Genomic DNA, 14,023 nt, shown 5'->3' with positions numbered 1-14,023 from the left:
GGCTTTGTTCATGAAATGCTTCGAAAGGGAACACCTGCTTTAGGGCGTTTGGAAAAACAACACGACTGTTGCATTTGATTGCATTGCAAGATCCAGTGCCTTTTTGCCAACGCACGCAAAAACGTCCCTTACGGTTCAGACAATCTGAAGAGTTGCAATTTTGCTGCGCTTTCAAACTCAATCCAGACTTCGCGGGCGACTGGTTTCTTAAGGCATTTCGCTGTGTTCACCTCGTGGCCTCGAATGCGAAAAAGACCCGCGGCCGCGTGTTTGACTATCTGTTTGCGTGACAGGCAAAGCCCTCTTGCCAGAACGGTGTCCAGTCTGACCCGAAGCATTTCGGGGTTGAAAATGACAAGCCGTACCTTGGAGCGCGCAGTGTCTGAGATGAGAACGAGCCTTCTCTCAAGTTGAAAGCAGCAGGTCGCCTTCCCGAGCTTCGATTTTGATACTGAAGCAATGACCTTGGCTTGTTGCTCAGCATATGCAGGATCATTGCTTTGTAGCGCGTGTAAGTCGCGCTGTCCCACACTTGAAACAGGCCTTCTTTCAAAGACGCTGCATTTCCATCTCTTGCCGCAAATTTGGCATCTATAGATGAGCCACGCATCCAATCGACTTCCGTTTGCATTCAGACGGAATTTTTGTGTTGAGGTAAAAGATCTTTCTGTGGTGCAGCGACTGCAGTGACGGTTGATTTCAAGTGTTTGCGAACCTCGAATGGTCCATTCGATTTCTGTATCCGATGACATTCCGTTGGTCTTCCTGAAGGAAGTCCGCCAACAGACGTACGGGACGGTCGTGCAAACGGGTTCACCCGATTTTGCAGACCCACGGTCTGGCTATTTGGAGATATCGGTGGCGTATCAAAAGGCTCAGATACGGTCTGGACAAGCCATACCGGTCCCGATCCGCCACATTGACGAACAAGTCGTAGTGCGCGCTAGAAGCGCAGGTGCGGGATCGAAGACCGGTTAAATCGTAGGCAATTTAGACGTCCTGATTGAAAGCCATCAATTCGATATCCATCCAGAGTGATAGATTCAAGTGCAATCAGGCGCAGAAACAACACTTAGGATCAATTTGTTAGGCGCTTCGCGCCTGCTTCGCTAAATCCACTAACGTTGGCCGCAGTTCTTCAGAACGCTCTAAGCGGCTGAGAAAGAAAAGCCTTTCAACTTTGTCGCCTGCGACCAGATCCAGGCCTTCAGGATCAAGACAAGCAAGTCTCCAACTCGCAGATTGGGCCTTGCATAGAACTTCTGCGTAAAGCTTGACAGCGTCTCCGTGGTCGGAATTCATATGCTCGATCGCGCTGCTTTCCATTGCGGCCCAAGCCTCCAAGTCCACCACTTCTGTCAAAAGATCTTCGGAACCCAACTCGTAGGCCTTTCCGAAGCCGCCGTTGAGACTGGCACGCAGCATCTCCAATCGAAAAAAACAGAAGTCGCCAAAGTCAATGTAAAGCTCTGCCTTTGGATGACGAGCGAGATAGCGGCTACGCAAACGTTCATGAATGTCTGATGTGCGCTCAATACGGACAGCTTTGCAGAACAGTGAAATTCTGGGGTGGGCCAGCGGATCGCCCTTGCCAGGCTCACCGAGCAGCAAAGAACATGATGGATTTTGTAATATAGCAGCGCTGTGTCCCGACAATGCGCTGGTCAAGATCACTGGTGTACCATCAAGGTCAGTCGCGACTGCGACTCGGCTCGCAAGTGGATGACCCGTATCAGCTTCATTCGCCGCCAATGCTCCAAAGCGCGCGGTTCGAATTAAAGTCTTTGCATGTCTGAGAGCCTCATTTGTTGTCTCTCGAATAACAGATTTCTGGATTTGGCCTGAACTTTCTGAATTCGTCACGATTGCTATCCAGTTTCATCAAAACCCATTAGGCATGTGCTGCTCACAATGCCACTCCATAGCAGAAACCTGAACCTCAGATGAACGGACTTCTCAGAAGTGGTTCAGAGCACTTGTGCGATTTTGCGAACATCAGCTACGGCGCCAATTGAAAAGGCGCAGGCCATTGGAGAAAGAACCGATGAACAAGATGAGCAAACGCCTTATTGCAACAGCGCTGACCGGGGTCCTCCTCGTACCAACTGTCGTGACTGCCGAAGCAGGATCTCGGCATGGCTGGCGAGACCATGGTGGCGGCCACCATCACCACCACAGAAAGCACCGCAAGCACAAGCGTCACAAGAACAATGACAATCTCGGAGCAGCAGTTGCGGCTGGCGTAATCGGCCTTGCTGCGGGCGCCATTCTCCTCGGAGCAACAAGTCAGCCAAGTTACGCGGCACCTCCTCAGAGGAACTACTATCCGCCGGCACCATACCCGGGTCATGTTCACGGCAATGTGGGCTATCAACCTTGGAGCCCAGCCTGGTACCAGTATTGTTCATCTAAATATCGGTCATTCAACCCGTCGACCGGCACTTACATGACATATCGCGGTGTCCAGCGCTTCTGCCAATAGCAGTCAGACTTTGAAGAATGAAGCCCCGTCAACTCAGGGCAACGGGTTACCGGTCAGCCGAACTGACCACTGCTCGTTGCTTCCTTTTTTGCACTGATCAGTCAGCCATGGTTTCGATGGACGCAAAACCCTCTGGAGCTTCACCGGCGTCGAAAGGTTCTGAAACCTCTATGACCTTGTCAGGATAAAAACCGTTGAATTTCGTACGAAGCGACAGGCTGTAAGCACCAATGTGCCCGATTTCGATCCAGTCACCTGTGTCAACGGTCTCAGGGAGCCAAAAGGGTCTGGAAAGGATGTCGACACTGTCACAGGTCGCACCGCAAACCTTGTAGGGTACGATTTTATCCGCACGCCCTGACCTTGTGCGCCGTGCGGGATCCGGGATGAAACGTGCCGGCAAGGTAATCTTTCCAGTCCAGCTATCTGAAAGAGAAGCCCAAATTCCGTCATTTATATAAAGACGTCGTCCCTTTCTCAGCAAAACACGAACGATGAGTGAAATCGATCTGGCGACAATCACTCTACCAGGCTCTGCCACAAGCGGAACTCCTCCAAACTGCCATTCAACAATGTCATTGTTGAGCTGACCCATGAGCTCCTCCAAAGAAGGCATCTCTCGTGCTTTTTTGCGCGGGTCATTTCCATAAACGGCCGGAAACCCACCACCTATGTCCAATCCAACGTTTGGCACGTTGGCTCTCGATCTGATCCAATCCGCAGAAGCCAATGCGCGTTCGTATGTCTCCGGTTCCTCAATTTGGCTACCGACGTGAAAGCACAACCCGCATTTGAAGCCGATCCGATCAATCCGCTTCAAAAGCTCAACAGCGTGCCCGGGAGCGGCTCCAAATTTCTTCGACAATTCGTATGCTGCATGCCCCTTTGTGGCGATACGCACATACAGGGTTATCTTCTGAGGATCGATGTCCAATCCCCGGACAATACGAAGTATTTTGGCAACTTCATCTTCGTGATCCAGAGAAAGCGTACGAATACAATAGCCTTCGAGCGCTAGCCGAATATCCGATTGAGCTTTGATCGGATGCATGTAGAGCAACTCGGCCTCCGGTGCTGCAGCCCGAACCGCCGCGAACTCTGCAGGAGATGCCACGTCAAAACAGTCTATGCCAGCATCTGAAAGTGCATTTAGAACAAACGGTTCACCGTTGGTTTTGACCGCATAAGCGGTTTTTCCCGGAAACAATGACTGAAAATTTTGAGCGTCTTGGCGCAAAACACTGGGCCGGAAACAATAAATCGGCTGATCTGGGCGAAGATCGAGCGCGGCATCGACTGCGGTTGAATATCGGTCCATAAACGTCCCCAAAACACGGTAACAGTTGCCAAAGGGAACAAGCTTGAGCCGGATTTGCAAGGCATCGCGATACTACTGACAAATAATATAGGTGCAGTCCTGACCGTGACAGCCGGCGTCAAGGTGAATATGGGACTTGTGGTTTGGATCTGCTTCAGGTCCAAGAACTGTTGTAAATCTCTTGCAGGCTGAAGCATGAATGCGGTCTAGGAAATTGCTTTCCTTTGTGCGTTTTCCCCAGTCGTCTTCAACCGAGATGATCGTTCCGTTACCGAATTTGAAATGAGAAATGTCGAGCGCATTCCCAAGAGCGTGTTCGGACAACTTTCCATCCGGCAGGTTGTTGCGCCGGCGACACTGGTATCCTGGTCCACTTTGTAAGACCGAAACAGAAGTGCCCAGGCTGTCCACGGCCATAGGGACAACGTCTTCCTGTAACCACACGGCAACAACCTTCGCGAACTCACAAGAAATCGTAACAGGAACAGAAAACTCAACCTTATGCTTGATTGTCGAAACACTCTCAATCCTGACGGGGTCCGATATTCCGCACGCCAAGTCGTCCAGTTGGCCTTCACGCATTGCGCCAGAAATCGGTTTCAATTCCATAAATGTGACATTGGGGATGATACACGGAACTCTTTCCGGAGTGGTCTGTTGTGGTTCTGGTGTTGGCACTATCTCTTCCAGTTTCGGTTTCGCGGATGGAACGTCAACTCCCTCAATAAACCCAATACTGTTGAGGTCGAAAAGTGGTTTTGTTTCAGGAACAGGCGTTGCCTGACCTGGCAAGACAGCAGCAGAGAAGTGACCCAGTAAAGTCCAAATAACCAGAACCGAAACTTTGTGATTCACGTCTATCCTCAATCCCTGTCCGGCAAGCGCCACCAATTGCATTCGCCTTGCCCCGAGCATAGACTCGGTATCCATTCAACAAGGCAGATCCTATGACACTGGAACTTTATGTAGCTTATGTGGCCGCCACGCTAATTGTACTTGCCGTCCCCGGACCAACAATCATGCTTGTGGTAAGCTACGCGCTCTCGCAAGGACGTAAGTCAGCTGCGGCCAGTGTGATGGGCGTCGGATTGGGTGATGCAACTGCTGCAATAGTCTCGTTGATGGGACTAGGAGCTATTCTGGCCACCTCCGCGACTGCCTTTGCGATTCTCAAGTGGATCGGCGCTGCATATCTCGTTTGGTTGGGCATCAAGATGTGGCGCAGCCGGCCAGCGGCATTGGGCCCCCACGAGGTCGAAGACGTTCCAGCCAAGAAGATTTTTTGGCACGCGTATGTCGTAACCGCATTGAATCCAAAGGGGATCGTATTCTTTATGGCGTTCCTGCCGCACTTTATCGCTCCGCAAGCGGCTGTAACACCTCAATTGATCCTATTGGGATCCACTTTTGTTATTCTTGGTATTCTCAATGCCGCAATCTATGCATTGGCAGCAGCTGCAATTGGCACCAAGCTTCGAAGCCCTACACTCATGCGTCTGGTCAACCGTATAGGTGGTGGTTTCCTGATATCCGCAGCTGCAATGACTGCGACAATTCAAAGATCTTCCGGTTGACCTCTTACTGAGAAATCCTCCGGGCACAATCGTATGTGTGGTCGGACATGTCAGTGAATTGTAAGTGTTCCGCTTTAGGAACTCGTCAGACCGAATGATGACCCACCCTGCTTGATCGCCTGCAAGGACCTCATCGCACCAGCTTCGCTCAGAGCCGCGTATCTTTGGATTGCCGAATTGAGTTCGGATCCCCCCAGTCGCAAACGCCGCGCACGCATCGTGAGAATATCTTTGAAGGCTTCGGTGGTCACGCCATTGGCTTTGCAGACAATGATGAGCGGCTTATCGCTTGTACTGAAGAGAAGCTGCGAGACCGCTGCGGATGGGAGACCACTCAACTTTGCAAGCAACATCCCAAGCTCAGCCGTTCTATCCGCGCGAGCGAAGGCAGTAACAGCGTCATCCACCTTTGTTTTTTTTGCGATGACGTCTTTTATCATCGCGTTTGATTGCTCACGTGCTTCGTCCAACTTTTGAGTGCGTGCAGCAACTTCAGTCGCTGCCCTCTCCGCCATAAGCTGAACAAGTGTGCTGTCAGCGCCAAGCGCACTGACACGGTTCTTCAGTTCTGAAGTCAAAAACGGTAACAGCGCGCGTCCGGCCTCGTCTGGAAGGTCACTCCGATCTATGAGCGCTGCTTGGATGGCCTCATCAGACCGAGCTTTCTCGACCAGCTTTAAAAATGAAGCATCTGCAAACTCGGCACCCTGGTTGTTGGCAACTTTGCTGAGAACCTTGGAGTCCCCTCGATCAACCAAAACCTCCGTGACCGACTTGTCGACAGATTTTCGTCCGGCGATCGCTCCAAGATGATCCATAGAAGCAGAAGACGCTATCGTAACAAGGTCCTCAGACGTCAGAACGGGTGAGTGTTCCAGAACCGGCTCGGCGACGTCGATTTTGTCGCTTGCCAGTTTGACCATCAGCTCATTTGGTGCATCTTTTTCACGACAGACACGCTTTGCCAATATAATCCGCGTTTCTTCTTCAAGTTGGCCGAGGACTTTCAGAACGATGTCACCAAAGAGCAGGCTGATCTGTTCGTCGCGATCATCACGGCTGCTGACGAACAAATCGGTCAACGTCGTTATCAAGCTCTTGCGCCCTGACGCACTGGGGTCTCTAGCCAGTTCTGATAATTTTGTAAGACTGAACATCAAAGCTCCAACGCGCATCTCGCGTAAGAGCAGATTACCAATCTCTCGTTAACACTCCGCTACCGATGTCGAATGGAATGCGGGGTGTCGAAGCAGTCTCGAAGTGTGGCGAAATTCAAGCGAGAGCGTAAATTATCAACGTCAATAGTCAGAAAAAGCGAGCATCTTTGCATTCACGCAATGTATCTTTTTCTTTCAATAAGTTACTTATTTTTTCGACATCCGAAACAACCCGTACGAGCATTACTTCATTGCATTGCAGCATCTTTTTTGCTTCGCTTCCACAAATCGCTGACTTAATATTGATAAGTCAGACAGAGGTAATCGGGAGCGGGCAGATGACCCTAGTACGAAACCTGAATGTGATTGCCTTCCTTGCAGCTTTCGCCTTTTTGGCTGCAATCGTGGTTGGGCTAATTTAGCTTCAACCAAAAAAGAGAGAGAACATAGGCCGTTATATCATTGACGACCTGAACAAGAGCCAATCCAACGTGTTAATCGCGACTTAGCTGCCAGCCGCACCAGAAGGTGTCGGCCGGTCAGTTGTGCGAATTGGTTAAATTATCTTTCAACTGCATCGGCAAGCGGTAACGAGCCTTGAACAGGTTAAGCTGATCACTTTGCCTAAATTCCAAAAGCACATTGCGCACTCTTATAGGTTGCATTCCCTGAAATTCAGCAGAAGCACTCGTGGCGAACAGTCCACCGTTACGCAGCCGACTGCAACGATGCGGTCAAAGCAGCCTGACGTCGTGTTGGATCGATCATAAGCTGGTCGGCTGCGATTACTTCAACATCGGTGATACCGAGAAATCCCAGAACATGTTTCAAATAGTTAGAGGCAAAATCAATTTCAGATCCAACCTTTGTACCACCCGACGCCACAACAACGATTGCTTTCTTACCCTCCAACAGGCCAATGGGACCATTGTCGGTGTATTTAAAGGTCTCTCGAGCACGCGCGACAAGATCGATCCAGGCCTTCAAGGCCGCTGGTATGGAAAAATTGTAAATCGGAGTGCCTATTACGATCGTGTCAGCTGACTTTAGCTCATTCACAAGCGTATCTGACAGTGCCAACTTCATACGCTGGTCCGAAGTGCGCGATGCTGTATCTGTGAAGTTAGCTTCCACCCACGCTTCGTCCAAAAACGGCAGGCCTTGCGAGACATCTCGCCGCAACATCTTGGTGTCTTTGAACTTTTCGAGCATGCTCTTTACCAGCGCCTCTGTAAGTTCCCGAGACACGGAGCCCTCGGCACGTGCTGAGGCATCGATATGAAGGATCGTTTTTCCCAAGTTTTGCATCTCAATCTCCAGTTACGACCGCTGTTATCGAAAGGGTCGTTTCAAAATTTGAGATAATATCCGTATTTTTTGAAAACTAGGTCTGTTTTATTGAACAGTGTGTTGACTCGACTGATGTCGAATTCTTGTAAACCTGAAATCAGATCAGAATTCTGATGTGCACCAACCCCTGTTCGTTGGACGCTGAGGTGAAACGAGGTGAATTGGTGGGTCGAACAACGGACTTTTGTATCTTCAAAATTGTCACCTACCTCTAAGAAAATCTATTTCCCGTAATCTGGTGGCATTCTTGCGCACTACGCATAGCCCCCTAAACTCGGCAGAACACCAAGAGTTTGGCGCTGGAACTTTGAACAGAAATGGGTTCGCTATCTCAACCCGGTTAGGATTCTATACAATCCCGCAAGGGCCAAAGCGCCAATAACTGTATTGATAATTTTCCCTTTGACGCTCGACGTTCCTTTCCGAAGATCGCGGAGAAAATGCATATCTTTCTGGGCTTCCAACGGTTGATCGACGTCCACGCCTAGAGTCCGTAAAACTTCTCGTGCCCCTTCAGCCCCACTTTCACGCGCAACCTCTCGCAACTGATCTTCAGTCAATTTCCTCTCCTCGAAATCCTATTTGAACTGTTTGGTACCATTGACGACATCGCTGAACGCGGGCATTTGCTCGTTCTAGCGCCTGATCGGTGCGGAGCAAGGCAAGGTCCAGCGGCTCGCCTTCTCGAACGCCAGAGCGTTCTTTCTTCCGGCAGTCTGCGGGATAGTCGGGCAACTCTCTGGTTGCCTGTGTCTCTGCGGTTTGCGTTGCGGCCGCTCGCAATCGATCGTCAACGGTTGCGCAACCGCTCAATAAGATCAGGCTGCACAACGCAACTGTCCTCCACAGTCGAAACATAATGCTCCAACTCCTGTGATGCGGCTTCCGCTTCCACGTTGGCCTTTTCAATTAGGGAGAGAAAGCGCCGATTGGCTCGATCGGTAACGACCTTGCGGCGTTTCAATTCTTCAAGCTGAACACGTGCTGCGGTCAATTCCGCCTCTGCCACGTATTCAACAATGGCCTTTCGAACCGCGCTCGACTTGTCGACCTGATGCCAAATGAAAATGCCGCCCAGAACGGCGGCAATGGCAAGGGCTGAACAAGCGGCGCGGCTCTGAAGGATCCAGGTGGCCAGACCCATTATTTAAGGCCTTCCAGGCACATCCTGTGCTCTGCCGTGCGGCGGTTGACCAGGCCCTTGATCGTTCGGCCGCCTGCCTTGTTGAACCAGGTGGCCGCATTGCAAGCGCCTTTGTAATCGCCACTGTTCAGACGCTTGCGCGCTGTTGACCTGCAAAAGGCCCCTACCCCAATGTTGTAGGTCAAGCTCACGAACGTGACATAGGACTTGGGAGGAATGGCGTCAGGGTTTTTCAGACACTTGCGCATGCCGCGCTCGTGTTTCTTGAGCGAGGCCAGCAACATTGCGTCACATTCGGCCTTTGTGTGCCTGTCCCCCATCTTCACGCCGTAAGTTTCGCCGTAACAGACGGTTGGCACTCCAACGACATCCTTATAGGCAACCAGGCGCAGGCCTTCCCAAGCACCCACAAGAGCAATTGCGGCCACGCCGACAGTTCCAGCCAGGCGGGATTTACGTCCCATCTTTCATGTCCTTTTGAACGAGTATGCGGGCAACGAATGCGCCGGCGGTAGCAAGAGCTGAGAGAAGCGCCAGGCGTCCCGGCTCGATGATGTCGCCCAGGAAGGGCAACGCCACCTCTGCACCAGACAAAAGCGCAGCAAGCAGCATCAGGCGAACGCTCCATGCCCTTGCCAGGACACGGCGCCAGCCGATTATCAATTTCATACGGAATCCTTTAGGCACAAAAAAACCGCCCTAAAGGCGGTTATTGTTCAAAAAAAAACTAAGTATTAGTCGTGTTCTCCTAGGGCTTTATCAAAACTCCAGAACCAGTTGGCATCGTAAGTATCGAACATCCCTTTGATGCAGCAAACTCATTCCACATTTCGTACTGCTCTTCGTGGTTCTTGAAAGCATAGTCGTCGATCAAAACGATGGCAGAACGAGCAATCCTATCCCAAAGCTCCGCCATGACTTCTTTTTCATATTTAGCGTGATTGAGGTCAACAGATAGATAAGCGATCTTTTCTATTGGAGCTTGGCTCAGTGTTTCAGGCAAAACCCCTTTTACTAGCTTAGCATTGGGAAACTGAGAGAAGTTATTCTTGGCGATATCAAAATAATCAAAATAGGGCTTGTTCTGCTTCCTAGTCTTCTCTTGCCCGTCGTCTGGGATCCCTTCGAAAGTATCAAAGAGGTAGAAGTTTCTAGGAATTTGATAAAACTTTAGAAAATGGCAGATTGTTAAAGAAAGAGAACCCAGAAAAACGCCGCATTCGACAAAATCACCCTCAAGTGTAAGCCCGTGTTTCGCTGCCCAAACCGCAGTGTGTGCTCTCCATCGAACATCTTTGTAGCGACCATCCCACGCTGCTTGATTACCTTCGACAGCCTTGTCCCAAGCGAACGCAAAAGCGTCATCTTCCATAAATGACAGGTTTTTCTTTCGAACTGCAAAATTGTCTGCGGCGTATTCGTAAGGCTGTGTCTCCTGCCCCTTGAATCTCTTTTTTATTGCCCGTCCGATACCGAATGCCATTTAGATCTCTTTCTATCTCCAGTCGTAAGGGGCGAGATATCACTTCATGCAAATCGTGAGAACCTTTTTTTAAGCCCTCTAGAAGGCCTCAGGAATTCAGAGCCCCTGCCCAGAGATCGTCAACTTCTTCTGGTGTTAAACCAATGGTCGTTAAAATTGAGACGATTAATGGCTGTGTGCGCTGAAACTCATTTGAAAACTCCCATTCGATTTGTGCCGCAGTTCGCTCTGTTTCATCGGCAATGGCAGCAATTGCGCTGTCTACCTGCGCGAAAGTAAGATCCGCATTGATCAAACCCAGCCGGAGTTGGCATGCAGTTAATGGTTGCATAAACTTACGAAGTTCTTCTGGCGTAGACGGCACATACTCTGGAATCATTCCGCCGTTGTCTTTCCACGCTTGGGCGGATTCGATTACTTTGACATTCCAAGCGTTATTCTCGCCCGGTCGCAAACCCGTGACAAGTTCTTCTTTAGACCCATCAGGGTATTGGACACAATAGTGCGCTGCTCCGATAACTTTTGCCATTACGGTTTCAGAATGGTCCGTTTCCCAATGGGCATCGAAACCATAAAATTCGATGATGTTCGCGTTCATCATGATATCCTTTGCATAAGGTGCAGGATGCTGCCGCCGGCGAAATTCCCTTTTTGGCGCCAAGTGCCCGTGAGTTGACTCCCACGCTCACTGGAGTTCCATGAACTATCTACCCAAGCGTAGTTATGTCCGGTGTAGACGTAGAGCGGCCGGTTTGCATTTCGGTTTAAATGGGAACCAGAAGCGACAATAAGGCAGGTACCAATCGGAAAGTTTGTATTGCTGTGGCTCGATCCATCATAGACCGACGCAATCTTGTGCGTACCACCATCATTTTCTTCAAGCACAAAGCTGTTTGCACTATCGTCCCAACCGAGATATCGCCAAGTGTTGGAGTTATCGTCATAGAACTGAAGCCAACTGTCACCGCCACCATTGTTACCGACATACATCATGTCCGTAGCATGGAGTCGACCATAGACTGTTGAGCCCGAACCATCGATCCGCATCTTGTGCGAACCATCGTACCGGAAGTCGATGTTACCGCCGTTGGCGACATACATAGCTGATCGATAGGTGCCGTCAGTTTTCTCGGTGCCAATCTCTACATCGCCACCATGACGACGGCTAATAATGTACAGTCGGCCAGTGTAATTGTTGATGAATGAGTTGTTGCCGTCGTGCTGTAGCCGCATGTCAGCACTGTTGCCGAACCGGGCTTCATAGCTGTCCTGCCATTCGGTATTTGCCGAAATGTCCCCTGTCGGCCCCGGATCTCCTTGCGGTCCCTGCGGTCCAATATCCCCCTTCGCCGCAATCAAACCCCAATCATCAGGCGAGATACTAGGGTTCTGGCCAACGTTGACCCGCAACGAAATGTAGGATGAGCCGTTATAGGTCACCGTTTCATCTGCGTTATAGGTAACGCCCGAAGACCAAAGGCCCATGTAGGTCAAGCCCGGATCGCCCGTTGCGCCTTGAGGGCCTTGCGCTCCTTGCGGACCTTGCAAGCCTTGATCGCCTTGAATTCCCTGAATGCCTTCCGGCCCCTGGGCCCCCTGTTGACCCTCCGGCCCCTGAATACCCTGTTGACCTTGTAAACCCCGCTCGCCCTTGGCCGCGACCAGATCCCATTCGGCCGAAGCATCATCGGGCGTCACATTGGTATGACCTGCCACACACAGAAAGTAAGACCCGTCATAGGAAACCGTGTCGTTCGGATCATAGGCAACCAGATTTGACCATACTCCCCGGTGGTTCATGCCAACCGGGCCGGGATTACCCTGCGGCCCCTGTGTGCCTTGCAACCCTTGCGGGCCACGGCCGAAAGGAACGCCAACAGACCAGGCACCGACCGCGTTTGAAAGCTTCCAGTATACCTCGCCAACTTCCACATCGAGAAACGAGAAATTCGCCGGCTCCGCATTGTAGGCGGCTCGATCAGCGGTCAAACCGGAAGCATCAGGCTCAAATGCTTTTCCCACCGGTCCTTCCGGCCCTTGCGGGCCTTGTGGACCAATGAGGCCTTGTGACCCTGTCGGACCGGCTGGCCCTTCCGGGCCTCTTGGACCTTCCGGCCCCTGAAATCCGGTTGGACCGCGCGGACCTTCATAGCCAAGTGGCCCACGCTCGCCTTGCGGGCCTTGCGCCCCTTGCGGCCCCTCAGCTCCTTGCGGGCCGGAAGGCCCCTGATTGCCAACCGGTCCTTTAGGTCCCTGCTCTCCTGGCAATTGAGCGATTTCCAACACCTGCTGCAATGTTGGCACATCAGAATTTTCATTTGCCTCAAGCGCATTGATCAACCGGCGGTTTGCCAGATCATAACCGCCGTTTTTCTCAATCAAAGCACGGGCAGCAACCGACTGCATGTTGATCGCTGTGCGATCCATCGCCCTTTCCATGACGGCCGGGTCAATCTCGCCGCCAGCAAGGCTGTAAGGCTGATCGTAGTCGCTGACCAGGATCACTGTCAGCTTTTCGTCAATTTGAAGATCAGCCGCTGTAAAATGGACCGTACCGGTAGAGAAATCACCGCCTGTAAAATACCAGTTGCCCGGTGACTGCTGATATTCCCAAAGGGTGGTTGACCCTTGAGCATCCGTATGGGTGACCTGAAGATTGCGTTCATCGACAAACTGGAACGGCAGATCGGCACGATCCGTCACACCGTCGCCCATCACCTGGACGCGGCCTTCTTCCAAAGCTGCTATTGTCATATTTGATTTTCCTAGAGAGTGCTCACGTGAAGCAAAGCTTCACCAAACGCAACCCACCGACAGAAAAATCGAGTGGGACGTGAGTTTACTTATGAGTAAAGTGCAAAAATTTATTATAACATCAAAATTTAATTCATAATATATTTTAAAAAAGATAGAAAGAATATAATTTTACCAAAAAATACTATCTAATTTCTAAAAACCAATATTGAAGCTAGAGTATTATTTAAGATCAAAACACATCAGTCGTCTATGATCTCCATTGCCGCCGCACTGATCAGCTTTTCATCTTCGAACCACACTATCAAACCGAGAGCGTCGTAATCGAAGGGCGTCTGAACCGAACCATTTTCATAAAGGACGCCCACGCCGATCTTGTCAGGGTCGCTTCCCATATGCGCGATGAGTTCCTCCTCGGACATTCCAATCAGGTTTTTGCCGCGAAACCCAAAATAGTCTTCACATTCAACAGTTTGAATCAGTCCATGTTCGGTTGTCACCGATTTTACAAAGTCCTGAATAATATAGCTCCCCCATTCCTCCGGCGTTGTCCCTTCCGGCACATGGAGCTTCAATTCAAATCGTTCGATAAAGTTTTTGATCGGTGCACCAAACTTCATTGGTCCCACGCCAATTCCAGGGATCCATTCCCATTTCAAATCGGTCATCTCGCGCCCTTTCCACGTCGACTGTGAGCTTCCCCGGACTTCGCCTTTTGAGCTGCATCTTTGACACGCCGAATCCTATCTCTCAGCAGTGTC

At 50.8% G+C, this 14,023-nt stretch carries 16 protein-coding genes; 2 read left to right on the top strand and 14 right to left on the bottom strand.

Annotation, left to right across the window (positions count from 1 at the left end; genetic code table 11):
* Positions 1–128: 128 nt before the first annotated feature.
* Positions 129–752, bottom strand: coding sequence for a DUF1062 domain-containing protein (locus K1718_RS27515; protein WP_418068115.1), 624 nt, complete (start codon positions 750–752; stop codon positions 129–131).
* 334 nt (positions 753–1,086) lie between these two features.
* The gene (locus K1718_RS09725) at positions 1,087–1,863 is read right to left on the bottom strand and encodes a HugZ family pyridoxamine 5'-phosphate oxidase (protein ID WP_265684162.1); all 777 of its coding nucleotides are present in this window, start codon (positions 1,861–1,863) and stop codon (positions 1,087–1,089) included.
* Between the two features lie 181 nt (positions 1,864–2,044).
* Here K1718_RS09725 and K1718_RS09720 point away from each other — a divergent pair, with 181 nt between their 5' ends.
* Positions 2,045–2,482, top strand: a complete 438-nt coding sequence (locus tag K1718_RS09720; protein WP_265684160.1) for a BA14K family protein — start codon at positions 2,045–2,047, stop codon at positions 2,480–2,482.
* Between the two features lie 97 nt (positions 2,483–2,579).
* Here the strand turns inward: K1718_RS09720 and K1718_RS09715 are convergent, their stop codons facing one another.
* Complete coding sequence (locus K1718_RS09715; protein ID WP_265684158.1) at positions 2,580–3,800, bottom strand: alanine racemase; 1,221 nt, start codon at positions 3,798–3,800, stop codon at positions 2,580–2,582.
* Between the two features lie 72 nt (positions 3,801–3,872).
* Positions 3,873–4,697, bottom strand: coding sequence for an extensin-like domain-containing protein (locus tag K1718_RS09710; protein ID WP_265684156.1), 825 nt, complete (start codon positions 4,695–4,697; stop codon positions 3,873–3,875).
* A gap of 50 nt (positions 4,698–4,747) precedes the next feature.
* Between K1718_RS09710 and K1718_RS09705 the strand changes: the two genes are divergently transcribed.
* Positions 4,748–5,374 carry a LysE family translocator gene (locus tag K1718_RS09705; protein WP_265684152.1) on the top strand — a complete coding sequence of 209 codons (627 nt, stop codon included), beginning with the start codon at positions 4,748–4,750 and terminating at the stop codon, positions 5,372–5,374.
* A 74-nt stretch (positions 5,375–5,448) separates the two neighbouring features.
* Here K1718_RS09705 and K1718_RS09700 read toward each other — a convergent pair whose 3' ends face one another.
* From K1718_RS09700 to K1718_RS09660, 10 genes are all read right to left on the bottom strand, one after another.
* On the bottom strand, positions 5,449–6,531 hold the full coding sequence (locus tag K1718_RS09700; protein ID WP_265684150.1) for a DUF2336 domain-containing protein: 1,083 nt from the start codon (positions 6,529–6,531) through the stop codon (positions 5,449–5,451).
* A 708-nt stretch (positions 6,532–7,239) separates the two neighbouring features.
* The gene (locus K1718_RS09695) at positions 7,240–7,839 is read right to left on the bottom strand and encodes an FMN-dependent NADH-azoreductase (RefSeq protein WP_265684147.1); all 600 of its coding nucleotides are present in this window, start codon (positions 7,837–7,839) and stop codon (positions 7,240–7,242) included.
* A gap of 368 nt (positions 7,840–8,207) precedes the next feature.
* Positions 8,208–8,426, bottom strand: a complete 219-nt coding sequence (locus tag K1718_RS27510) for a DUF6127 family protein (RefSeq protein WP_371419582.1) — start codon at positions 8,424–8,426, stop codon at positions 8,208–8,210.
* A gap of 245 nt (positions 8,427–8,671) precedes the next feature.
* Positions 8,672–9,025: a hypothetical protein gene (locus K1718_RS09690; RefSeq protein WP_265684144.1), complete on the bottom strand. Its 354-nt coding sequence runs from the start codon at positions 9,023–9,025 to the stop codon at positions 8,672–8,674.
* Positions 9,025–9,489 (bottom strand): lysozyme, encoded by a 465-nt coding sequence (locus K1718_RS09685; RefSeq protein ID WP_265684143.1) that lies wholly within the window; start codon positions 9,487–9,489, stop codon positions 9,025–9,027. The genes K1718_RS09690 and K1718_RS09685 overlap by 1 nt, the downstream gene beginning before the upstream one ends.
* On the bottom strand, positions 9,479–9,694 hold the full coding sequence (locus K1718_RS09680; protein ID WP_265684140.1) for a DUF7940 domain-containing protein: 216 nt from the start codon (positions 9,692–9,694) through the stop codon (positions 9,479–9,481). Before K1718_RS09680 ends, K1718_RS09685 begins: the two co-directional genes overlap by 11 nt.
* Positions 9,695–9,773: 79 nt before the next feature.
* Complete coding sequence (locus K1718_RS09675) at positions 9,774–10,508, bottom strand: TylF/MycF/NovP-related O-methyltransferase (RefSeq protein WP_265684137.1); 735 nt, start codon at positions 10,506–10,508, stop codon at positions 9,774–9,776.
* Between the two features lie 88 nt (positions 10,509–10,596).
* A complete protein-coding gene (locus K1718_RS09670; RefSeq protein WP_265684134.1) occupies positions 10,597–11,109 on the bottom strand; it encodes a hypothetical protein in 513 nt (170 codons plus the stop codon).
* A complete protein-coding gene (locus K1718_RS09665; protein WP_265684132.1) occupies positions 11,106–13,262 on the bottom strand; it encodes a collagen-like domain-containing protein in 2,157 nt (718 codons plus the stop codon). The genes K1718_RS09670 and K1718_RS09665 overlap by 4 nt, the downstream gene beginning before the upstream one ends.
* Positions 13,263–13,504: 242 nt before the next feature.
* A complete protein-coding gene (locus K1718_RS09660) occupies positions 13,505–13,930 on the bottom strand; it encodes a hypothetical protein (protein WP_265684129.1) in 426 nt (141 codons plus the stop codon).
* Between the last annotated feature and the right edge of the window lie 93 nt (positions 13,931–14,023).

The organism is Roseibium porphyridii (assembly GCF_026191725.2).
Lineage (GTDB): Bacteria > Pseudomonadota > Alphaproteobacteria > Rhizobiales > Stappiaceae > Roseibium > Roseibium porphyridii.
The sequence above is the reverse complement of the archived record's forward strand: the minus strand, read 5'-3'. Positions and strand labels throughout refer to the sequence as shown.

Coding starts and splice junctions, on each gene's coding strand:
- K1718_RS27515 (WP_418068115.1), bottom strand. CDS start 752: ATGTCATCGGATACAGAAATCGAATGGACCATTCGAGGTTCGCAAACA.
- K1718_RS09720 (WP_265684160.1), top strand. CDS start 2,045: ATGAACAAGATGAGCAAACGCCTTATTGCAACAGCGCTGACCGGGGTC.
- K1718_RS09715 (WP_265684158.1), bottom strand. CDS start 3,800: ATGGACCGATATTCAACCGCAGTCGATGCCGCGCTCGATCTTCGCCCA.
- K1718_RS09710 (WP_265684156.1), bottom strand. CDS start 4,697: ATGCAATTGGTGGCGCTTGCCGGACAGGGATTGAGGATAGACGTGAAT.
- K1718_RS09705 (WP_265684152.1), top strand. CDS start 4,748: ATGACACTGGAACTTTATGTAGCTTATGTGGCCGCCACGCTAATTGTA.
- K1718_RS09700 (WP_265684150.1), bottom strand. CDS start 6,531: ATGTTCAGTCTTACAAAATTATCAGAACTGGCTAGAGACCCCAGTGCG.
- K1718_RS09695 (WP_265684147.1), bottom strand. CDS start 7,839: ATGCAAAACTTGGGAAAAACGATCCTTCATATCGATGCCTCAGCACGT.
- K1718_RS09690 (WP_265684144.1), bottom strand. CDS start 9,025: ATGGGTCTGGCCACCTGGATCCTTCAGAGCCGCGCCGCTTGTTCAGCC.
- K1718_RS09685 (WP_265684143.1), bottom strand. CDS start 9,489: ATGGGACGTAAATCCCGCCTGGCTGGAACTGTCGGCGTGGCCGCAATT.
- K1718_RS09680 (WP_265684140.1), bottom strand. CDS start 9,694: ATGAAATTGATAATCGGCTGGCGCCGTGTCCTGGCAAGGGCATGGAGC.
- K1718_RS09675 (WP_265684137.1), bottom strand. CDS start 10,508: ATGGCATTCGGTATCGGACGGGCAATAAAAAAGAGATTCAAGGGGCAG.
- K1718_RS09670 (WP_265684134.1), bottom strand. CDS start 11,109: ATGATGAACGCGAACATCATCGAATTTTATGGTTTCGATGCCCATTGG.
- K1718_RS09665 (WP_265684132.1), bottom strand. CDS start 13,262: ATGACAATAGCAGCTTTGGAAGAAGGCCGCGTCCAGGTGATGGGCGAC.
- K1718_RS09660 (WP_265684129.1), bottom strand. CDS start 13,930: ATGACCGATTTGAAATGGGAATGGATCCCTGGAATTGGCGTGGGACCA.